At 74.2% G+C, this 19,248-nt stretch carries 21 protein-coding genes and 1 pseudogene; 6 read left to right on the forward strand and 16 right to left on the reverse strand.

Annotated elements, in window-relative coordinates:
* Positions 1 to 62: 62 nt before the first annotated feature.
* From KDL28_RS02050 to KDL28_RS02060, 3 genes and pseudogenes are all read left to right on the forward strand, one after another.
* Positions 63 to 257 (forward strand): annotated as a pseudogene (locus KDL28_RS02050) (helix-turn-helix domain-containing protein); the annotation flags it as partial.
* A gap of 65 nt (positions 258 to 322) precedes the next feature.
* Positions 323 to 1,273 (forward strand): LysR family transcriptional regulator, encoded by a 951-nt coding sequence (locus KDL28_RS02055; protein ID WP_252435432.1) that lies wholly within the window; start codon positions 323 to 325, stop codon positions 1,271 to 1,273.
* 119 nt (positions 1,274 to 1,392) lie between these two features.
* Entirely contained in the window at positions 1,393 to 1,662 is a 270-nt protein-coding gene (locus tag KDL28_RS02060) for a hypothetical protein (protein WP_252435433.1), read from the forward strand.
* Positions 1,663 to 1,683: 21 nt separating this feature from the next.
* On the opposite strand, the gene KDL28_RS02065 is transcribed toward KDL28_RS02060, so the two are convergent.
* Genes KDL28_RS02065 through KDL28_RS02110 form a run of 9 tightly spaced genes read right to left on the reverse strand, consistent with a single transcriptional unit; the run spans position 1,684 to position 12,710 of the window.
* Positions 1,684 to 2,919, reverse strand: a complete 1,236-nt coding sequence (locus tag KDL28_RS02065; protein WP_252435435.1) for an MFS transporter — start codon at positions 2,917 to 2,919, stop codon at positions 1,684 to 1,686.
* Between the two features lie 26 nt (positions 2,920 to 2,945).
* Complete coding sequence (locus KDL28_RS02070; protein WP_252435436.1) at positions 2,946 to 4,595, reverse strand: AMP-binding protein; 1,650 nt, start codon at positions 4,593 to 4,595, stop codon at positions 2,946 to 2,948.
* Positions 4,592 to 5,527 carry an amidohydrolase family protein gene (locus KDL28_RS02075; RefSeq protein WP_252435437.1) on the reverse strand — a complete coding sequence of 312 codons (936 nt, stop codon included), beginning with the start codon at positions 5,525 to 5,527 and terminating at the stop codon, positions 4,592 to 4,594. Before KDL28_RS02075 ends, KDL28_RS02070 begins: the two co-directional genes overlap by 4 nt.
* Complete coding sequence (locus KDL28_RS02080; RefSeq protein WP_252435438.1) at positions 5,527 to 6,636, reverse strand: ABC transporter ATP-binding protein; 1,110 nt, start codon at positions 6,634 to 6,636, stop codon at positions 5,527 to 5,529. Before KDL28_RS02080 ends, KDL28_RS02075 begins: the two co-directional genes overlap by 1 nt.
* Positions 6,633 to 8,276, reverse strand: coding sequence for an ABC transporter substrate-binding protein (locus KDL28_RS02090; RefSeq protein ID WP_305882170.1), 1,644 nt, complete (start codon positions 8,274 to 8,276; stop codon positions 6,633 to 6,635). Before KDL28_RS02090 ends, KDL28_RS02080 begins: the two co-directional genes overlap by 4 nt.
* Positions 8,273 to 9,415 (reverse strand): ABC transporter ATP-binding protein, encoded by a 1,143-nt coding sequence (locus tag KDL28_RS02095; RefSeq protein WP_252435439.1) that lies wholly within the window; start codon positions 9,413 to 9,415, stop codon positions 8,273 to 8,275. Before KDL28_RS02095 ends, KDL28_RS02090 begins: the two co-directional genes overlap by 4 nt.
* Entirely contained in the window at positions 9,412 to 10,290 is an 879-nt protein-coding gene (locus KDL28_RS02100) for an ABC transporter permease (RefSeq protein ID WP_252435440.1), read from the reverse strand. Before KDL28_RS02100 ends, KDL28_RS02095 begins: the two co-directional genes overlap by 4 nt.
* Positions 10,283 to 11,326 (reverse strand): ABC transporter permease, encoded by a 1,044-nt coding sequence (locus KDL28_RS02105; RefSeq protein ID WP_252435442.1) that lies wholly within the window; start codon positions 11,324 to 11,326, stop codon positions 10,283 to 10,285. The genes KDL28_RS02100 and KDL28_RS02105 overlap by 8 nt, the downstream gene beginning before the upstream one ends.
* Positions 11,327 to 11,351: 25 nt before the next feature.
* Entirely contained in the window at positions 11,352 to 12,710 is a 1,359-nt protein-coding gene (locus KDL28_RS02110; protein WP_252435443.1) for a Rieske 2Fe-2S domain-containing protein, read from the reverse strand.
* 350 nt (positions 12,711 to 13,060) lie between these two features.
* Between KDL28_RS02110 and KDL28_RS02115 the strand changes: the two genes are divergently transcribed.
* Positions 13,061 to 13,780 (forward strand): GntR family transcriptional regulator, encoded by a 720-nt coding sequence (locus KDL28_RS02115; RefSeq protein ID WP_252435445.1) that lies wholly within the window; start codon positions 13,061 to 13,063, stop codon positions 13,778 to 13,780.
* Positions 13,781 to 13,789: 9 nt separating this feature from the next.
* Here the strand turns inward: KDL28_RS02115 and KDL28_RS02120 are convergent, their stop codons facing one another.
* The 5 genes from KDL28_RS02120 to KDL28_RS02140 form a co-directional block, all read right to left on the reverse strand.
* Positions 13,790 to 14,662 carry an alpha/beta fold hydrolase gene (locus KDL28_RS02120; protein WP_252435446.1) on the reverse strand — a complete coding sequence of 291 codons (873 nt, stop codon included), beginning with the start codon at positions 14,660 to 14,662 and terminating at the stop codon, positions 13,790 to 13,792.
* Between the two features lie 60 nt (positions 14,663 to 14,722).
* Positions 14,723 to 15,031 (reverse strand): DUF6506 family protein, encoded by a 309-nt coding sequence (locus tag KDL28_RS02125; RefSeq protein ID WP_252435447.1) that lies wholly within the window; start codon positions 15,029 to 15,031, stop codon positions 14,723 to 14,725.
* Between the two features lie 34 nt (positions 15,032 to 15,065).
* On the reverse strand, positions 15,066 to 15,617 hold the full coding sequence (locus tag KDL28_RS02130; RefSeq protein ID WP_252435448.1) for a DUF4334 domain-containing protein: 552 nt from the start codon (positions 15,615 to 15,617) through the stop codon (positions 15,066 to 15,068).
* 41 nt (positions 15,618 to 15,658) lie between these two features.
* Positions 15,659 to 16,753, reverse strand: a complete 1,095-nt coding sequence (locus tag KDL28_RS02135; protein ID WP_252435449.1) for a VIT1/CCC1 transporter family protein — start codon at positions 16,751 to 16,753, stop codon at positions 15,659 to 15,661.
* Between the two features lie 66 nt (positions 16,754 to 16,819).
* Positions 16,820 to 17,788 carry a zinc-binding alcohol dehydrogenase family protein gene (locus KDL28_RS02140; RefSeq protein ID WP_252435453.1) on the reverse strand — a complete coding sequence of 323 codons (969 nt, stop codon included), beginning with the start codon at positions 17,786 to 17,788 and terminating at the stop codon, positions 16,820 to 16,822.
* A 128-nt stretch (positions 17,789 to 17,916) separates the two neighbouring features.
* On the opposite strand from KDL28_RS02140, the gene KDL28_RS02145 reads away from it, so the two are divergent.
* Positions 17,917 to 18,342, forward strand: coding sequence for a MarR family winged helix-turn-helix transcriptional regulator (locus tag KDL28_RS02145; protein WP_252435450.1), 426 nt, complete (start codon positions 17,917 to 17,919; stop codon positions 18,340 to 18,342).
* Positions 18,339 to 18,797 (forward strand): flavodoxin family protein, encoded by a 459-nt coding sequence (locus tag KDL28_RS02150; RefSeq protein ID WP_252435451.1) that lies wholly within the window; start codon positions 18,339 to 18,341, stop codon positions 18,795 to 18,797. The genes KDL28_RS02145 and KDL28_RS02150 overlap by 4 nt, the downstream gene beginning before the upstream one ends.
* A gap of 69 nt (positions 18,798 to 18,866) precedes the next feature.
* On the opposite strand, the gene KDL28_RS02155 is transcribed toward KDL28_RS02150, so the two are convergent.
* Both KDL28_RS02155 and KDL28_RS42025 read right to left on the reverse strand, forming a co-directional pair.
* Positions 18,867 to 19,055 carry a hypothetical protein gene (locus KDL28_RS02155; RefSeq protein WP_252435452.1) on the reverse strand — a complete coding sequence of 63 codons (189 nt, stop codon included), beginning with the start codon at positions 19,053 to 19,055 and terminating at the stop codon, positions 18,867 to 18,869.
* 15 nt (positions 19,056 to 19,070) lie between these two features.
* On the reverse strand, positions 19,071 to 19,238 hold the full coding sequence (locus KDL28_RS42025; protein WP_372496859.1) for an HNH endonuclease: 168 nt from the start codon (positions 19,236 to 19,238) through the stop codon (positions 19,071 to 19,073).
* Positions 19,239 to 19,248 lie beyond the last annotated feature (10 nt).

Here is a 19,248-nt window from a genome sequence, read left to right on the forward strand (position 1 = left end):
CGGCGGGCCGGGGGGGGCCGCGGCCCCGGGGGGCAGGGCGGCCCCCCTCCGGGGGCGCCCCCCCGCCCCTGACCTACCTCACCCGCTGGCGCATGACCCTGGCGGCCGACCTGCTGGCCGAGCGCGAGGCGGCCACGATCGCCGAGGTCGCCCGCACCGTGGGCTACTCCGACGCCTTCGGGTTCAGCGCCGCGTTCAAGCGGGTGCGCGGGGTCAACCCCAGCGAGTTCCGCGACCGGGCACCGGCGTCGAGCTGACCCCGTCCGGTGGGGTCGGGGCCGACTCGATGGCGTCGGGATCACCGGTGGCCTTTGATTGGCCGGTGGGATCCTCGTCGTCGCCGCTCACCACCCTGGACCTGAACCTGCTCGGCATCCTGCGCGAGCTGCTGCGCGAGCGGAACGTGACCCGGGCCGCGCAGCGCGTCGGGCTCTCCCAGCCCGCCGCCAGCGCCGCGCTCGCCCGGCTGCGCAAGCACTTCGACGACGAGCTGCTGGTCCGCGCCCCGGGCGGCTACGAGCTGTCCGCGCTGGCCCACCAGCTGGCCGACCGGGTCGAGGTGGTCTGCGACGGGATCGAGGCGCTGCTGACGACCGGGGCGCAGTTCGACCCGGCGACCTCGCACCGGGAGTTCACGATCGTGCTGTCGGACTACGCGATCGCCGTGCTCGGGGAGCGGCTGGCCGCCACCGCCGCGGAGCAGGCCCCGCACGTCCGGCTCAACCTGGTGCTGGTGCGCGAGGCGCTCTCGGCGCGGATCGCGCAGACGATCCGCACCGTCGACGCCGTCGTCTCCACCCCGAACGCCCGCTTCCGGGTGCCCGAGATCCGCTCGGCGGCGCTGTTCCGCGACCGCTGGGTGTGCGTGGCCGGGCGCGGCTCGCGCTTCGGCGCGACCCTGACCGAGGACGACGTCCGCGACGCCAGCTGGGTCGTGCCCTACCACCGCGACTCGGAGTTCCCGTCGGTCGTGCCGGTCAGCGGCCAGCTGGCCGCGCTGGGGCTGCGCCCGACCGTCGGGGTGCGGGTCGACAGCTACCAGGCCGTGCCGTTCCTGGTGGCCTCGACCGACCGGATCGCGCTGGTCCAGGAGCGACTGGCCCGGCTCTACGCCGAGCGGCTCGGCCTGCGCGTGCTCGACCCCCCGGCCCCGCTTGAGCCGCTGGTCTCGCGGCTGTGGTGGCACGAGCGCCACACCGGGGAACCGGCCCACGAGTGGTTCCGGCGGGTCGTCGTGCGGGCGGCGCGCACGATCGGTGCCGCGGACGCCTGAGCCGCGGCGGGGGGTGTGGGCCGCGCCGCGGCGTGGTCAAATGGGGCCGGCGGCGGGCGAGGGCGGCACCCCGCCACCGGCACCACGGACAGCACCGCCGACGGCACGGGAGATGCGGCATGTGGCTGGTCACCGGCGTGGACGAGGAGCACCGGTTCCGCGAGTGGGGCGAGGCGGTCGACTACTACCGGCGGATGGTGCGCGGCTGGGTCGGCGCGCACGGCGACACCGCGGGCGTGGTGACCACGCTGGACCAGCTACCCACCGGCGGGTCCCACCAGGCCGTGTTCGCCGACCCGGACGCCCCCGACGGCGAGGAGCGCCGGGTGGAGTTCAGCATCGGCTGGGAGGTCCCCCGGGTCGGGCTCGACCACTACACCGCCTGCTGAGCCGGCGCGCCGCGACCTCCCTCAGCCGGCCTGCCCGCAGGTGACCGGGCGCGGCACCGGACGCGGCTCGCGCAGCACCAGGAACGCCAGCGAGCCCGCCCCGGTGACGACGGCCAGCGCGCCGAACGCGACCGGGTAGCCCGCGCCCGCCTCCAGCGCGGAGACCAGCAGCGGGCCGACGACCAGGCCGACCGAGACGAACCCCATCGACCAGCCCATGATCGTGCCGAACGAGCCGAGGCCGAAGTAGTCGGTGCGCAGCGAGGTCATCACCGGCCCGCGCAGGCCCCACGTCAGGCCGTGCACCACCGCCGCGGCCAGCAGCGTCGGCAGGTCCGGGGCCAGCGCCAGCAGCACCAGCACCGCCGTCTGCACCACCATGCAGGCGGCGGCCAGGCGGCGCTTGTCGACCCGGTCGCCGATCAGGCCGGTCACCACCTGCCCGACCAGCTGGGCCATCGACAGCACGCCCATCGCCACGCCCGCGGCGGCCAGCGACAGCCCGCGGTCGTGGGTCAGCAGCGGCACGAGGTGCAGGTTCACCGCGCTGATCGCCACGAGCGCCGAGCCGTGGCCCAGCACGAGCAGCCAGAACGCCGAGGTGCGCAGCGCACCGCGCAGGTCGTGGTCGGCCCGGGCCGCGGGCTCGACGGCGGGCTCAGCGGCGGATCCGGCGGCGGTCCGGGCGCTGGCGACCGACGCGGCCACCCGCGCCGCCGCCCCCTCGGTGGGCAGCACGGCCCCGGCCAGCTGGCCCACCACCAGGATGACCGCGGCGACGCCGAAGAACGTGACCCGCCAGCCCACGGCGTCCAGGGCCAGCGCGACCAGCGGGACGGCCAGCCCGCCCACGGCGATGCCGGTGGGCAGCAGCCCGAGCGCGAGCGTGCGCCGCCGGGGCAGCGCCTGGACCACTGCGACCGTCAGCGGCATGATCCCGGCCGCCGACAGGCCCAGCGCGATGACGACCACCGCCGCCACGAAGTGCGTCGCCTGCCCAGTCGTCCCGGCCAGCGCGAAGCCCGCCGCGGTGACCACGTTGCCGGTGCGGGCCACCGCCCGCGTGCCGAACCGGTCGCAGGCCCAGCCGGTGAGCGGGGCGATGAACCCGTTGCCCAGCTGCAGCACCGCGTACCCGAGCGCGATCACCCCCGGCGCCCACCCGGTGTCGGCCGTGATGGCCACCAGGTAGGCGCCGAAGGCGCTCATGATCAGACCGTTCTGCAGGGTGAGCAGCACCGAGCCGCCCACCACCACCCACCAACCGCTGCGCCGGCCCGCCCTCATCGGGCGGCCGGCGCGGCGAACCGCGACCTCGCCCAGTTCAGGTCGTTCTTGCCGGTGTTGAGCCTGCGCACCTCGTCGACCAGGGCGATCCGGCGCGGCTTCTTGTAGCCGGCCAGCCGCTGCGCGACGAACCCGGCCAGCTCGTCCTCCGTCGCCGTGCTGCCCCGCTCGAGCGCCACGACCGCGGCCACGACGCTGCCCCACTGCGGGTCGGGCACGCCGAGGACCACGGCGTCGCGCACGGCGGGGTGGTCGCGCAGCACCAGCTCGACCTCGTCGGCGTAGACCTTCTCGCCGCCGGTGTTGATCACCGAGCTGCCCCGGCCGAGCAGCACCAGCCGACCGCCGGGGCCGAAGCGGGCCATGTCGCCGGGGATGGAGTAGCGCACGCCGTCGATGTCCTTGAAGGCGGCGTCGGTCTTCTCCTCGTCGCCCTCGTAGCCCGCCCCGGCCACCACCGGCGCGGCCAGCATCCCGATCTCGTCGGAGTCGGGCCGGATGTCGCGGTCGTCGTGGTCGAGCAGCCGGGCCCCGGGGGCCAGGGTGAACGTGCCGGCCCCGTCCTCGGCGTCGGCCCGGGTGAGCACGGACAGCGCGTACACCCCGCCCTCGGACGCGGCGATGGTGTCGTGCAGGGAGAGGTCGGCGTGCGCGAGCAGCCTGCGCTTGACCGGCGGGCTCCACACCGCCCCGACGCTGCGGATCCGGCGCAGCGTCGGGATGAGTGGCGCGCGCCCCTCGGCGGCCGCGGCGTCCAGGGCGTCGAGCAGCCGCAGCGCGAACGCGTCGCCGACGATCGTCACCTCGGTGACGCCGTGCCGCTCGATCGCCGCGACGAGGTCGGCGCCGGTCGTGGTGCGTCCGGGCAGCAGCGCCACCGGCGAGCCCGCGGCCAGCGCGCCGAGCGCGGAGTACAGGCCGGTGCCGTGCATCAGCGGCGGCGCAGGCAGGGCCACCACGCCGCCCGGGCCCCACGGGTCGATCTCCAGGGCCCGGCGCAGCGCCGCCATCCCGTCGGCGGGGTCGAGCCCCAGCGCGGTGAGCCCGCCGGAGCGCACGGCCCGCAGCCGCTCGGCGTGGCGGCCGGTGACGGCCTTGGGGTAGCCGGTGGTGCCGCCGGTGTAGAGCAGCCACTCGGTGTCGCCGCGGGGCCGGCGCGGGAGGCGCTCGGCGGTGTCGGCGGCGGGGCCGAAGCCGCCGCTCGGCGCCACGATGACCAGCACGTCGCACGCGGGTAGCCCGTCGGCCGCCTCGGTGACCACGTCGACCAGGTCGGCGTCGGCGATCACCCCGCGGGCCCCGGAGCTGGCCAGCAGGTGGCGCACCTCCCCCGCCCGGTACCGGTAGTTGATGTTGACCTGGGTGGCGCCGACCTTGAACAGGGCGTGCAGCGCCACCAGGTACTCGGGCGAGTTGCGGGCGGCGAGCCCGAAGCGGTCGCCGTCGCGGACACCGGCCGCGGCCAGGTGCCCGGCCAGCCGGTCGGCCCGCTCGTCGAACTCCGCCCAGGTGAGGGTGCGGTCGCCGCAGAGCACCGCCGGGCGGTCGGGCGCCAGGTCGGCGATCAGCTCGAACTGCGACGCGAAGTTGTCGGGGAGGTTGTCGGGGAGGTCGTCGGGGAGGCTCGCGGGGGTGCTGTCGCTCACCGCGCCCCCGCGCCGTCGCCCGCCGGCTCGGGCAGCGTGATCCCGAACAGGCGCGCCGCGTTGTGCAGCATGATCCCGGGCTTGACCGAGTCGCGGACCTCGGTCTTCTCCAGGTCGGCCATCCACCGCTCCGGGGTGAACAGCGGGAAGTCGGTGCCGAACAGCACCTTGTTCTTGAGCAGCGTGTTCGCGTACTGCACCAGCTGGGCCGGGAAGTACTTCGGCGACCAGCCCGAGAGGTCGATGTAGACCTGGGCCTTGTGCGTGGCCACCGCGAGCGCCGTGTCCTGCCAGGGGAACGACGGGTGCGCCATGATGATCGGCATGTCCGGGAAGTCGACGGCCACGTCGTCGAGGAACAGCGGGTCGGAGTACTTCAACCGGATGCCGCCCCCGCCCTTCGTGCCCGCGCCCACTCCGTTCTGCCCGGTGTGGAACAGCGCGGGCACCCCGTACTCGGCCAGCACGTCGTAGATCGGGAACGCGACCCGGTCGTTCGGGTAGAACTCCTGGGTGCTGGGGTGGAACTTGAACCCGCGGATGCCGTGGTCCTCGATGAGCCGCCGGGCGATCTTCGCGCCCGCCTTGCCGCGCTGCGGGTGCACGCTCCCGAACGGGATGATCGCGTCCGGGAACTCCGCGCCCGCCTCGCCGATCTCCTCGTTGGTCGGCGCGTGCTCGGCCACGTCGCCCAGCGAGTCGATGGTGAACGCGACCGCGGCCATCTTCCGCTCGCGGTAGTACGCGGCGAGCTGGCGCACGTCCATGCCGAGCACGTCGGACTTGAAGTGCTCCTTCATCTCCGACATCCGCGCGCCGCCCTCCTCGCTCAGCGCGCGGCTGGTCGAGAAGTGCACGTGGGTGTGCACGTCGATGGCGACCAGACCGGCCGCGGCCAACGCGGAGTTGGCGGCGGTGGGGTCGTGCGGCATCAGGCGTCCTCCCTGCTGGGCTGCCCGTTGCGCGGCAGCGCTGTCGTCCCGGTCGTCTTCCCGGCCGCCTTCTCGGCCGCCGGCGCCCCGGAGTGCTCGGGCGCGTGGTCGAGGATCGGGTGGTGGCACGCGGCGAACCGGCCCGGGAGCACCTCGCGCATCAGCGGGGTCTCGTCCGCGCACCGCTCGGTGGCCAGCGGGCAGCGGGTGCGGAACCGGCAACCGCTGGGTGGGTCCATCGGCGAGGGCATCTCGCCGCCGCCCCGGTCGATCTGCTCGAGGTCGGCGACGTCCTGCATGGTCGGGATCGAGGAGACCAGCAGGCGCGTGTAGGGGTGCACCGGGGTGTCGAACAGCGCCCGGGTCTCGCCCAGCTCGCAGATCCGGCCCAGGTACATCACCGCGACCCGGTCGCTGATGTTGCGCACCACGCCCAGGTCGTGGGCGATGAACAGCAGGGTCAGCCCGTAGCGGCGCTTCATGTCCTCGAGCAGGTTGAGGATCTGCGCCTGCACCGAGACGTCCAGCGCGGAGACCGGCTCGTCGCAGATCAGCACCTCCGGGTCGAGCACCAGCGCGCGGGCGATGGACACGCGCTGGCACTGCCCGCCGGAGAACTGGTGCGGGCGCCGGTCGGCCACCTGCTCGGGGTCGAGGCCGACCGCCTCGAGCACCTCCGGGACGACCTTGGCCCGCTGGTCGCCGCGGCCCCACACGACCAGCGGGTCGCCGACGATGTCGGTGATGCGCCGGCGCGGGTTCAGCGACGAGATCGGGTCCTGGAAGATCATCTGGAGCTTGGGCCGCACCCGGCGCAGCTCCTCGCCGGACATGGTGGCCAGGTCGCGGCCCTCGAACAGCACCGAGCCGCTGGTCGGGCGGGGCAGCTGCATGATGGCCCGGCCGGTCGTCGACTTGCCGCAGCCGGACTCGCCGACCAGGCCCAGCGTCTCCCCGCGCCGCACCTCCAGGCTGATGCCCGACACCGCGTGCACGGTGCCGCCGTTGCCGGCCCGGAACTCCACGACCAGGTCCTCCAGCCGCAGCACGACGTCGTCGGTGACGTCCGGTGCCACCGGGGAGGGCGAGGCCACGTCCGCCGCCGTCACCGGTCGAGCCAGGTCGTGGCGAAGAACTGGTCACGGGTCAGGTACCGCACCACGCCCTTGACCTCCGGCTTGGCGATCGTGGAGAGGTAGCCGCGGCTGTAGTAGGCGACGGGGATGTCCTGGTTGGTGAGCAGCTGGGCCCGCTGGTAGGCCTGGGTCCGCTCCGCCTCGTCGGTGGTCGCGGCCGCCTTGTCGAGCAGGGCGTCGACCTCGGGGTTGGAGTAGGAGCCGTAGTTGGTGTTGCCGCCGGTGCGCAGCAGGTTCTGGATGGCCGGGTAGGGCACGTCCACCGGCCCGCCGACCCAGCCCGCGACCTGGAAGTCCTTGCTCTGCACGACGCTGGACGAGTACTGCGCAAGGTCGAAGAACTGGGGCTGCAGGTCGATCCCGATGGCGGCCATCTGCGCCTGCAGGAACTCCGAGAACGCCACCCGGTTCGGCGCGTTGGTCGACTTGTAGCTCACCGTGGTGCTGCCGCCGTCGGCCTTGTACTCGGCCACCAGCGCCTTGGCCCGCTCCACGTCGAACGCCGGCCACGCCTGCGTGGCCTCCGGCGTGGTGTAGGGGCTGTCGTCGCCGAACCAGCCCTTGGCCTGCGCCATCTCGCCGCGGTACTGGGTGGCGGCCAGCGCGTTCAGGTCGATGCCGCGCACGAACGCCTCGCGCATGCGCCGGTCGTCGAAGGGGGCGCGCTGGAAGTTGAAGTACACGTACTCCGCTCCGTTGCCCGGGCCGTAGTAGACGCTCAGGTTGGGGTTCTGCAGACCGCGCAGCAGCTCGGTGTGGTAGCCGCCGAAGATCAGGTCGACGTCGCCGTTCTCGATCGAGGCGTAGCGCGTCTCGGTGTCGGGAAGCGGGCGGAACTCCAGGGCGTCGAGGTGGGGCAGGCCCTTGTCGGCCTGCCAGTAGTTCGGGTTCTTCGTCAACGTCATCTTCGAGTCGCGCACCCAGTCCGACAGCACGAACGGGCCGGCGCCGACCGGGTTGTTGCCGACCTGGTCGCCGTGCTGCTGGATCGCCGCGGGCGAGATGATCGCGCCCAGGTTGCCGGCGGTGAAGTTCAGCGCGAACACCGACGGGAAGGCCCCGAAGGGCGCCTTGAGCACGAACTCCACGGTCTGCGGGTCGACGGCGGTCATCGAGGCGATCTGGGTGGCGTAGCGGTTGCCCGGCGAGGACGTCTTGTCGATGTGGCGCTGCACGTTCAGGACCACCGCGGCGGCGTCCAGCGGGGTGCCGTCGGAGAACTGCACGCCGGGGCGCAGGCCCATCCGCCAGGTCAGGCCGTCGTCGGTCGACTCCATCGACTGCGCCAGGTACGGCTCGGGCTCACCGGCGTCGTTGAGCTTGAGCAGCGAGTCGTAGACGGCCAGCGCGGCCTGGTTGGTGTTCTGGGTGGTGGGGTCGAAGCTGACGGCCTCCCGGTCGGTGCCCATGACCAGCGTGCCGCCGTCCTTGGGCTGGCCCTCGGCGGACGCGTCGCCGCCGTGGGGGTTGACCGTGCGGATCGTGCCGCCGGCCTCGCCCGGGGCGCCGCCTGCGCCGTTGATGCCCGGGGCGGCGCCGCACGCGGCCAGCGCCCCCGCGCTGAGCAACGCGGTGAGCACGGCCAGTGGGCGGGACCTCGCGAACCTGCTCATGTCAGGACCATCTCCTCGGTGACGGGAGTGCCGGCCGCGCTGCTGCCGCGCTCGATGTTGCGGGCCTTGGCCTCGGCCCAGGCGGGGGAGCCCACCGGGAACCAGCAGCGGTACCGGTGCACGGGCGCGTCCGGACCGGACGGCTCGGCGTCGCGCAGCGGGGGCTCCTCGGTGAGGCAGCGGTCCTGCGCGTAGGGGCAACGGGGACTGAACTTGCAGCCCGCCGGTGGGCGGATGAGGTCGGGCGGCCGGCCGGGGATCACCTGGAGCCGGACGTGGTTGGGCCCGGTCACCGGGGGCACCGCGTTCATCAGCGCCTCGGTGTAGGGCATCAGGGGGTCGGCGAACAGGGTGCTGGTGGGGGCGGTCTCCACGATCCGCCCGGCGTACATCACCGCGATGCGGTGCGAGCGGCTGCGCACGACCCGCAGGTCGTGGGTGACCAGCAGCATCGCCATCCCGCTGCGGGCCTGCAGGTCGGCCAGCAGGTCGAGGATCTGGGCCTGGACGGTGACGTCCAGGGCGGTCGTCGGCTCGTCGGCCAGCAGCAGGCGCGGGTCGCAGGCCAGCGCGATGGCGATGGTGACCCGCTGGCGCATCCCGCCGGACAGCTCGTGCGGGTACTGGCGGACGCGCCGCTCCGGCTCGGACAGCCCCACCGAGCGCAGCAGCTCGACCGCGCGCTTGGCGGCCTCGGTCTTGGACACCTTGCGGTGCAGCAGGATCGACTCGGTGATCTGCGCGCCGATGCGCTTGACCGGGTTCAGCGAGGTCATCGGGTCCTGCAGGATCAGCGCGATCTCCGCGCCCCAGATCCGCGACAGCCGCGCCGCGGACAGGGTCGTCAGGTCGGTGCCGGCGAAGCGGACGCTGCCGCCCACCTCGGTGCCCCGGCCCCCGGTCACCAGCCCCATCAGCCGGCGGGTGAAGACGGTCTTGCCCGAACCACTCTCGCCGACGACGGCGAGCACCTCCCCCTCGCGCAGATCCAGCGAGACCCCGTCGACGGCGTGCACGACGCCGTTGCGGGTGTGGAACCGGACGGTGACGTCGTCGGCGACCAGCAGCGGCTCCCCCGGCGCTGCGGGGGGTTCGACCGGGTCCGGCAGGGCCAGCGGGTCGTCGGCGGCGGCGGTCACAGGTTGCTCTCCTTGACCTCGAACTGCTTGCGGGTGCGCTCGCCGATGTAGTTGATCGACAGCACGGTCAGGAACATGACCGCGGCGGGGAACAGCGAGATGTGCGGGAAGCGCAGCAGCTCGGTCCGGCCGGCGGCGATCATGCCGCCCCAGCTCGGCGTGGGCGGCGGGATGCCCAGCCCGAGGAAGCTCAGCGAGCCCTCGACCACGATGAAGACCCCGACCATGATGAACGCGTAGGCGGCCACCGGGAGCACGACGTTCGGCGCGATCTCCCGGGCGATGATCCGCAGCGGCCGGCAGCCGTAGGCCCGCGCGGCCTGCACGAACTCGCGCTGGGCCACCACCAGGGTGGTCGCCCGCGACAGCCGGATGAAGGTGGGCACCGACAGGATCGCCAGCCCGGCGATCAGGTTGGTCAGGCTCGCCCCCAGCACCGCGACGATCGCGATGATCAGGACCAGCCCGGGGAAGGCCAGCACGACATCGGCGATCCAGGTCAGCAGCTTCTCGATGCGGCCCCGGAAGTACCCGGCGACCATGCCGAGGACGCCCCCGACGACGGCCCCCAGCCCGACCGCGCAGATGCCGACCAGCAGCGAGGCCCGCGCGCCGTAGACGACCCGGGAGAACGTGTCGCGGCCCAGCGTGTCGCCGCCCAGCCAGTGCTGCGGGGTGATGCCGCCGAACACGTTGGAGTAGTCCGGCACGGCCGGGTCCCACAGCGGCAGCAGCGGCGCGAACAGCGCGGCCAGGATGACCGACCCGAGCCAGGTCCAGGCCACCCAGTAGCCCCACGACGCGCGCCCGGCCCGGCGGACGGCGGTGGCCGGCGCGGCGGGCGGTGCCGCCGCGGTGAGCTGGACCTCAGACATCGCGGCGCACCCTCGGGTCGAGGACCAGGTAGAGCAGGTCGATCAGCATGTTGATCGCGACGTAGGCGACCGCGACGAACAGCAGCGCGCCCTGCAGGATCAGGTAGTCGCGGTTGAACACCGCCTGCACGATGAGCTGGCCCAGGCCGGGGATCGCGAACAGCGTCTCGACGATGACCGTGCCGCCGATCAGCCGGCCCAGGTTCACCCCCGACAGCGTGATCAGCGAGAACGACGAGGGCCGCAGCGCGTGGCGCAGCAGGATCGCCCGCGGCCGCAGGCCCTTGGACCGGGCCATCAGGATGAAGTCCTCCTGCAGCGTGGAGATCATGTCCGAGCGCAGGAGCTGGCGGTACACCGCGGCCTCGGCGACCATCAGCGTGACGCACGGCAGGATGATCGATCTGAGGTTGGCCAGCGGATCGTCGAAGAACGACGTGTAGCCGGTCGCCGGCAGGACGCTGCTGAACCCGCCGGCGAACACCACGATCAGCACCATGCCCAGCACGAACTGCGGCATCGCCGCGCCGGCGAAGCCGAGGGTCATCGTCGTGCGGTCGACCAGCCGGCCGGGCCGGTAGGCCGAGTACACCGCCAGCGGCACCGCGATCACCAGCGCCAGCAGCTGGGCGACCACGGCCAGCTGCAGCGAGACCGGGATCCGTTCGCCCAGCGCCTCCAGCACCGGCTGCCCGGTGCGGAACGAGCTGCCCAGGTCGCCGGTGAGCACGCCGCCCAGCCAGTCGACGTAGCGGATCAGCAGGGGCCGGTCGAGCTGGAGCGTCTCGCGGACCTCCTGGACCTGTTCGGGGGTGGCGTTCTCGCCGGCCACCACGACCGCGGCGTCGCCGGGCAGCAGGTCGACCACCACGAACGACAGGAAGGTGACCGCCAGCAGGACCAGCAGCAGGTGGGTCAGCCGGGCGCGCACGTAGCGCGAGGTGTGCCTGCGCTTGCCGGCCCGGCGCGGGCCGGCCGGGCCCGCCGGCCCGGCGGGCGGGGCGCCGGTCGAGCCGACCGGCATGGTGTCGGTCATCGGGATGCCTCGCCGGTCCGCGGGGTCAGCTGCCCGCGACCGGGGTGCGCGTGGAGTCGGCGTCGTAGCGCTGGACCATCGGGTCCGCGTCGGTGCCGAGCTCGCGCCAGTCCTCGCCCGGTTCGAGGATCTTCTCCCCGGACCGGATGCTGCGGTAGTCCAGGTCGCCCTCGACGGCCGGGGCGTCCTGGCCCTCGGCCACCCGCTTGGCCGCGGCCAGCAGCAGCCTGCGCATGCGGATGATCGCCTTGTCCGTGGTGCCCAGCCGCTCCTGGGAGCGGTCGTAGATCCGGCCCATCGACTCGGTGACCATGAAGTCCTGGCTGATGAACTCCCGCACCCCGGAGAAGGTCAGGTGCCGCTGCTCCTCGCGGTTGATGCCGTAGTCGTTCTCGGCGGTGTAGCGGCGCGGGATGATCCCGTTGCGCCCGACCTCGGCCGGGCCGAACTCGAACGGGCTGAGCGCGAACAGGTTCTGCCCGCCGACCTCCTCCATCCCGGGGTGCTCGCGGGTGGAGAAGCTGTAGCGCCAGGTGTTGTGGTCGTCGATGGGCACGAAGAGCCCGTGCTGGGTGCTGAAGGGCACCGAGGCGATCACCGTGTTGAACGGGTAGCAGAACGCGCTCATCCGCACGTGCTGGTGGCCGTTGGGGGTGGTGCGGATGCCGACGTACTTGAACCCGTACCAGGTGTCCTCGATCTCGAGGCGGGGCGCGCGGTCGTGGCGCCAGAACTTCCACGACATGGCGTTGGTCGGGTAGCCGGGCTTGTCGCTGCCGTCGTCGGGGATCTGCTCGACGCCGTCCCACTGGTGCAGCCAGGAGATGTGGCTGGTGTCGAGGTTGCCCTCCATGGCCTGCACCCAGTTGCAGGTGGTGTGCAGCTTGGTGGCCGCGGTCCGCTCCGGGGGCAGCGTCTCGGTGCCGAAGTCGCGGAAGGGGGGCTGCTTGTCCGGCGGGCCCATGTAGGTCCAGACGATGCCGCCGGACTCGTGCACGGGGTAGGCCTTGGCCCGCACCCGCTCCTTGAACGTGCTCGTCGGCGGCTCGGACGGCATGTCGATGCACGCGCCGTCCGCGTCGAACTGCCAACCGTGGTACGGGCAGCGCAGCCCGCACGTGCCGTCGGGGCCGGCCTCGTTGCGCCCGAAGTACAGCGACGCGCCGCGGTGCGGGCAGTTCTCCTGGATCAGCCCCACCCGGCCCCGGGTGTCGCGGAACGCGACCAGGTCCTCGCCGAACAACCGCACGCGCACGGGGTCGCACTCGGGGGTGGGGACCTCGCTGACCAGCAGGGCCGGCGTCCAGTAGCGGCGCAGCAGCTCACCCATGGGGGTGCCCGGCCCGACGCGGGTGAGCAGCTCGTTGTCCTGTGTTGAGAGCATCGTCGGCCTCTCTGAACGGTGGTGGACGGTCAGTCGGGTCGGTGCGGCCCGTCGGGCGGCGCACGTCGGGCCGCGGGGTCGCGGCCGGGCCCCTCGGGGGTGGCCGGCGCGCGTCAGGAAGGGGGGCGCCGGGGCGGCCCGGCGGTGGCGGCAGTGCACGGTCGGTGTACGGGTGACCACGCCTGGGCTAGCTCCACGGGGTCCTCCTTGACACCTCTGAGCTGCGGTGGAATGGACGATAACCAGCGCGCCCGAAAGTGGCAACCAGATTGTTAACGATTTGCACGGCAGGTAGGCTCGGCCGGACCTGCTCACCGCCCGCGCGTGCAGCGGAGCACGAAGGGGACCACATGACCGCCGACGGTGGCACGATGCCGCGTCCCGCCGGTCCCACCGGCGCCGTGGCCCCGGTGGAGTCGGGAGCGGGCGAACGGGTCGCCGACGTGGTCGAGGCCGTGCGCGACGGCATCGTCAAGGGGCGCTTCGCCCCCGGCCAGCGCCTGCCCGAGGCCGAGCTGGTCACCCTGTTCGGCGCCTCGCGGGGCGCAGTGCGCAGCGCGCTGGCCCAGCTGGAGAACGAGGGCGTCGTCCTGCGCGAGCGCAACCGCGGCGCCCGGGTCCGGGCCGTCTCGCTCGCCGAGGCCGTCGAGATCACCGAGGCGCGCTCGGTCGTCGAGGGCCTGTGCGCGGCCAAGGCCGCCGCGCGGGCCAGCACCGACGACCGCGCCCGGCTACGGGCACTGGGCGAGGAGCTGCGGACCGCCGTCGACGGCGCCGACGTCGTCGCCTACAGCCGGATCAACCAGCAGGTCCACCGGGCGGTCCAGGAGATCGCCCGGCACAGCACGGCCGCGCAGGTGCTCGACCGGCTGCGCATCCAGAGCGTGCGCTACCACTACACGGTCGCGCTCCTGCCGGGGCGGCCCGCGGTGGGCCTGCGCGAGCACACCGCCATCATCGACGCCGTCTGCTCCGGCGACCCCGACGCCGCCGAGCAGACGATGCGCGCCCACCTGCTCAGCGTCGTCGACTCGCTGCACAAGCTCGACGCCCAGCTCTACCGCTGGTGAGCCCGGGCGTCAGCCCTGTGGCGCGTCCAGGACCTCGCGCAGCGTGCGGGCGAACTCGTCGGGCTTGCCCGGCCACCCGTACTCGCCGTCGAGGAACCCGCCGTGGTGGCTGGGGAACACCGTCGCCTCCTGCCCGAGCAGCGCGGCGGTGCCGATCGCGGTGCGCGCGGTGAAGGTGTCGCCGGTCTCCTCCCCCACCGCGATCACGACGCGGGTCGGCGCGGCGGCGAGCGCGGCGACGTCGGGCCGGTACTCGACGATCGCCAGCGCCCGGTCCGACAGCAGCGGGTCGTCGCGGGAGCCGTCGTCCTCGGTGGGCAGGCCGAACGCCGCGGGGTCCGGAGCGGGCTGGGCGAGGTACTCCTCGGTGAACTCCCCCTGCCACCCCGAGTAGGCCATGAACGCCGCCATCCCCGCCCCCGCGCCCTTGGCCTGGTACACCTCCCGGGTGCGGGCGTGACCGCGCCGGGCGGCGTCCGCGTCGGGCAGCACCGAGAAGATCGGCGGCTCGTGGGCCACCAGCGTGACCACGTCGCCGGGGTGGGCCGCCACCAGCGCCAGCGCGGTGACGGCCCCGCCGCTGCTGGCGAACAGGTCGACCGGGCCGGCGCCGAGCGCCTCGATCAGGGCGTGCACGTCGCCCGCCTGGACCTCGGGGGTCTGGTCCACGCGCCCGTCCCTGCGGACGCTGCGGCCCAGCCCGCGCGGGTCGTAGGTGACCACCGTGCGGTCGGTGAAGCGCTCGGCGAGCGCGCGGAAGCCGGCGGCGTCCATCGGCTGGCCGATCATCAGCAGCGGCGGGCGCCCGTCGGCGGTGGGCAGGGGGCCGCGGACGTCGTAGGCGAGGTCGACGTCGGGGAGCGCGAGGGTGTGGGTCTGCATGCCCCTATGACATCGCGCGGCCCCGGAACTCATCGGTGGCCGCGCACATCCGCGCCCTGGTCATCCCGCGCCCGCGGACGCGGCGTAGGCGGCGGCCCCGGCCAGCGCGTCGGCCGCGAACGCGACGTGCCCGACCGGCACCCGCCCGCCCACCGCCTCGACCACGCGCGCCGCCGCGGGCAGCGAGAACCCGCCGCACAGCTCGATGAGCTCGACGCCCTCCGCGACCAGCCCGACCGCGACCGCGGGGGCCGCGGCGGCGTCCGGGACCGGGACGAGCAGGGTCCGCTGCCCGGCGCGGTCGAGGACGTGGCGGTCGGTGACCGGATCGGTGCCGGGGTGCTCGTACAGGTAGGCCCAGGTGCTCATGGCCGCGACGCTAGGAGCTCACCCCGACTTCAGGTCAAGCCCGCTGCCTGCGCAGCACGAAGGCGAAGGGCGGGTCGTCGCCGCGCAGGTCCATCAGCCCGAGGAGGGTGTCGTCGTCGACCCGGCGGAAGACGTCGTGCACCGGCAGGGCGTCGTAGCACATCGTCGCCGACACGACCCCGCGGTGGCGCACCATCCGCACCCTGGCCCGCGGCCGGCGCGTCCGCAGCAACGGCCGGACCACCCGGAACGCCGCCGCGGCCACCGGGTTGCGCAGCAGGCCCGCCAGGCGGACGACGAGGCCGAGCGGCACCAGGGCCGGGTTCACCTCGACCAGGCCGCCCCGCCCGTCGTCGAACACGAGGGGGTGGGCGGCGTCGGCGCCCTCGAAGCGCTTGCCGTGCCACCCGAACCGCCCGAGCAGCCCGTCGAGCCGGTGGCCCGTCGGCAGCTCCGCGCCGCGCCATGAGCCGAGCAGGTCGGCCACCTCCACCGGCGGCAGCCCGTCGAAGAAGGCCAGCACGTCGTCGGGGGTGGCGCCGCGCATGAGCGTGCGCAACCGCTCCGCCCGCGCCACGGCGTCCACGGGTGCCATCGTGCCGACCGAGGGCGATCCGCGCAGGGCGCTCACCCGACCGCCACCCCGAACAGCAGCCCCAGGCCGAAGGTCACCGCGGCCGCCCCGGCCCCGATCGCCAGCTGGCGCAGCGCCCGGCGCAGCGGCGGCCCGCCCGAGAGCACCCCGACGGTCGCCCCGGTCAGCATCAGCGCCGCGCCGACCAGCACCCCCGCCACCAGCACCGCGGGCCCGCCCTCCAGGCCGAGCAGGAACGGCAGCACCGGCACCGCCGCGCCGCAGGCGAAGAACCCGAAGCTCGACGCGGCCGCCCCGAAGCTCGACCCGACGACCTCGTGCGCGCGCTCCTGCCCACCGGTGTCGCCCAGGCTGCCCACCGGGTCGGGGCTGCGCAGCACCTCCTCGGCCCGGGCGCGGGCCCGCGCCTCGGGCAGCCCGCGCGCCCGGTACACCAGCGCCAGCTCGTTGGCGTCGATGTCGAGCCTGCGCAGGACGGTGTCGGCGTCGTGGACGTCGGGGGCCGACGCCGCCAGGAGCTCGCGCTGCGAGCGCACCGACACGAACTCCCCCGCCCCCATCGACAGCGCCCCGGCCAGCAGCCCGGCCAGCCCGGTGAGCACCACGGTGCCGCTGGACACCCCGCCGCCGATCACGCCCAGCACCAGCGACAGGTTGCTCACCAGCCCGTCGTTCGCGCCGAACACCGCGGCCCGGAACGTGCCCGACACCCGCGCCCGCCCCCGCACCGCCAGGCCGCGCACGACCTCCTCGTGCACCCGCTCGTCGGCGGCCATGGCCGGTGACGCGTCGGCCGTGCGCCAGTACGGCGAGCGGGTCTCCGCGCGCTGGGCCAGCGCCAGCACGAACACCGAGCCGAACCGCCGGGCCAGCAGGGCCAGCAGCCGCAGCCGCAGCGACCCGCGCCCGGTGCCCGCCGTGTCGCCCAGCAGCCCCGCCCAGTGCGCGGCGTGGCGCTCCTCGGCCCGCGCCAGCGCGAGCAGGATCTCCCGTTCCTCGCCGTCGCGGCGGGCGGCCAGCTGGCGGTAGACCGCGGCCTCCTCCCGCTCGTCGGCGAGCATGCGGCGCCACCGCCGCCGGTCGGCGCCGGTCGGCGCGGGTCGGCCGCCGCCGTTGGTGTCGTCCATGCGCGGGATTGTCCGTCGGGCGGGTGGATCGCGGCGCCACCCGGTCGGGCACGGACGACGCCGCCGTCAGGGCAGGACGACGAGCTTCCCGCCCGCGCTGCCGTGCTCCATCAGCCGGTGCGCCTCCACGATCCCGTCCAGGTCGAAGGTCCGCGCGAGCGGCACCGCGACCGACCCGGCGGCGACGTCGTCGAGGAAGCCCTGCAGGACGTCGACCGGCAGGTCCGAGGCGTCGCCGGAGTAGCCGGTGAGCCGGACCCCGCGGGGCAGGTACCCGATGGGGTAGAAGTCGGGCACGGTCCACCGGTTGGACAGCATCCCGGCGAAGCAGACCACGCCGTGCACCCGCGTCGCGGCCAGGGTCTCGGGCAGCGTCGGGGTGCCGACCAGCTCCAGCGCGGCGTGCACGCCGCCGGGCACGATCGCGCGGACCCGCTCGGCCACCGCGCCGTCGTCGAGGACAGGGTGGTCGACGCCGGCCCGTTCGAGCACGTCGGCGCGGGCGAGGTCGCGGGTGGTCGCCAGCACGGTCAGCCCGCGCTGCTTGGCCAGCACCGCGGTGGCCAGCCCGACCGCGGAGGTGCCGCCCCGCACCAGCAGCGTCTGGCCGGCCCGGACGTCCAGCCCGACGGTGAGCGCGCCGTGGGCGGTCTGCAGCATCTCCGGCACCGCGCCGAGGGTGGCGGCGTCGAGGTCGCTGCGGAACGGGAGCACCTGGGAGACGGGCACGCGCGTGTACTCGGCGTAGCCGCCGTCGAAGGTGCGACCCATGCCGCCCATCATGGCAATGACCTGCTGCCCCGGGGCGAACTCGCCACCGGGGCACGCCGCCACCACGCCGGTGGCCTCGATGCCGGGCACCTGCGGGAACGTCACGCCGTCGGCGAGGCCGAGGCGGGTGTGCAGCTCCGAGCGGTTGAGCCCGAACGCGGTGACCCGGATCAGCACCTCGCCCGCTGCGGGTACCGGCACCGGCAGCTCGCGGACGCGCAGTGCCTCCGGCGGGCCGGGGGCGTCCAGCACGACGGCGCGCATCGTCGCCGGGACCGTGGTGGTGACGGGCATGGGGACTCCTTCCAGGACGGCACCCGCCCCAACACCATTCCGCGGAAGATGATTCCCAGGAAGATGAATCCGCGGAATGCATGCGGCACGATGGCCCGATGACCGATCTGCGCCGGCTCTTCGACGACCTCGTCCGCGTCGAGATCGTGCTCTGGGACGCCGTCGACCGGCGGCTGCGCGCGGAGCTGGACCTGCCGCTGGGCAGGTTCGAAGCGCTGCAGGCGGTGGCGGGCACACCGACCGCGCGCGTCCAGGACGTCGCGGACTCGATGGCCATCACCGTCGGCGCCGCGAGCAAGCTCGTCGACCGGCTGGAGGCCGGTGGGCTGTGCGAGCGCCGGGCCCACCCCGCGGACCGCCGGTCCTCGGCGATCGTGCTGACCGCGCCGGGCCGGCGGGTCCTCGACGCCGCCGCGGCCCTCGTCGACGACGAGCTCACCCAGCGGCTCGACGGCCTCGGTGCCGGTGACGTCCGCGACCTCGCCGCCCTGCTGGGCGCCACCCGGAGGATGCTCGGACGGTGACGCGTCTGCTGGTGGTGCACCACACCCCCTCCCCGGCCACGGCGGAGCTGCTCGAGTCGGTGCTGGCCGGGGCGGCCGACCCGGAGATCACCGGCGTGGAGGTCGCCAGCCGCGCCGCGCTGGCGGCCACGGCGTCGGACCTGCTCGCCGCCGACGCCGTGGTGCTGGGCACCCCGGCGAACATCGGCTACATGTCCGGTGCCCTCAAGCACTTCTTCGACCAGGTCTTCTACGTCTGCGAGCGCGACACCCGGGGCCTGCCCTACGGGTTCTACGTGCACGGCAACCTCGGCCTGGACGGTGCGGTGGGCTCGGTCCGGTCGGTCGCCGACGCGCTGGGCTGGACCGCGGTCGCCGCGCCCGTGCAGGTCACCGGGGCACCCGACGCCCGCGCCCGCGACGCCTGCCGCGAACTGGGCGCCGTCGTCGCGGCGACGATCGCCCTGGACGCCTGAGCCTCAGCGCCCCCGCGGCCCGGGGCGCGGTGGTCGAGCCCCGGGCGCCGTAGAGCCGCTCGGCCGGGGTCAGGTGCGGTGGCCGACCACGGCCGCCAGCTCGGCGAGGTACGCCCCGGAGTCGACGTGGTCCCGCGCCGCCCCGGCCTGCTCCTCGACCGCCGTGCCCCGGTAGGCCGCCGGCGAGGTGCCCGCCGATGTGGCGGGTGCTTTTCCGGCGGCCCCCGGCCCGAACCGGACGTGCGGGTTTCCTCGCATCCGGCTCTCTGGTGATTACTGCGTGGATTTCGTGGTTGGGATCGGCGCGTGGATGGTGTCGTGGCAGGGAATGCAGACGATGAGTGTCTTTCGCCGTTTCTCTGTCATGAGTTGTGCCCACGCGGGTTGTGGCTGTCCTGTCCGGACGAGGTCTGCGAGTGCCGGTATCTGGTGGATCTCCACCGTCGCTCCT

Source organism: Pseudonocardia humida (genome assembly GCF_023898865.1).
Lineage (GTDB): Bacteria > Actinomycetota > Actinomycetes > Mycobacteriales > Pseudonocardiaceae > Pseudonocardia > Pseudonocardia humida.

Bases quoted from the DNA above. Each gene is read 5' to 3' on its own strand.
- KDL28_RS02115 (WP_252435445.1), top strand. From the start codon at position 13,061: ATGACCGCCGACGGTGGCACGATGCCGCGTCCCGCCGGTCCCACCGGC.
- KDL28_RS02100 (WP_252435440.1), bottom strand. From the start codon at position 10,290: ATGTCTGAGGTCCAGCTCACCGCGGCGGCACCGCCCGCCGCGCCGGCC.
- KDL28_RS02145 (WP_252435450.1), top strand. From the start codon at position 17,917: ATGACCGATCTGCGCCGGCTCTTCGACGACCTCGTCCGCGTCGAGATC.
- KDL28_RS02090 (WP_305882170.1), bottom strand. From the start codon at position 8,276: ATGAGCAGGTTCGCGAGGTCCCGCCCACTGGCCGTGCTCACCGCGTTG.
- KDL28_RS02075 (WP_252435437.1), bottom strand. From the start codon at position 5,527: ATGCCGCACGACCCCACCGCCGCCAACTCCGCGTTGGCCGCGGCCGGT.
- KDL28_RS02125 (WP_252435447.1), bottom strand. From the start codon at position 15,031: ATGAGCACCTGGGCCTACCTGTACGAGCACCCCGGCACCGATCCGGTC.
- KDL28_RS02105 (WP_252435442.1), bottom strand. From the start codon at position 11,326: ATGACCGACACCATGCCGGTCGGCTCGACCGGCGCCCCGCCCGCCGGG.
- KDL28_RS02060 (WP_252435433.1), top strand. From the start codon at position 1,393: ATGTGGCTGGTCACCGGCGTGGACGAGGAGCACCGGTTCCGCGAGTGG.
- KDL28_RS02135 (WP_252435449.1), bottom strand. From the start codon at position 16,753: ATGGACGACACCAACGGCGGCGGCCGACCCGCGCCGACCGGCGCCGAC.
- KDL28_RS02140 (WP_252435453.1), bottom strand. From the start codon at position 17,788: ATGCGCGCCGTCGTGCTGGACGCCCCCGGCCCGCCGGAGGCACTGCGC.
- KDL28_RS02120 (WP_252435446.1), bottom strand. From the start codon at position 14,662: ATGCAGACCCACACCCTCGCGCTCCCCGACGTCGACCTCGCCTACGAC.
- KDL28_RS02155 (WP_252435452.1), bottom strand. From the start codon at position 19,055: ATGCGAGGAAACCCGCACGTCCGGTTCGGGCCGGGGGCCGCCGGAAAA.
- KDL28_RS02110 (WP_252435443.1), bottom strand. From the start codon at position 12,710: ATGCTCTCAACACAGGACAACGAGCTGCTCACCCGCGTCGGGCCGGGC.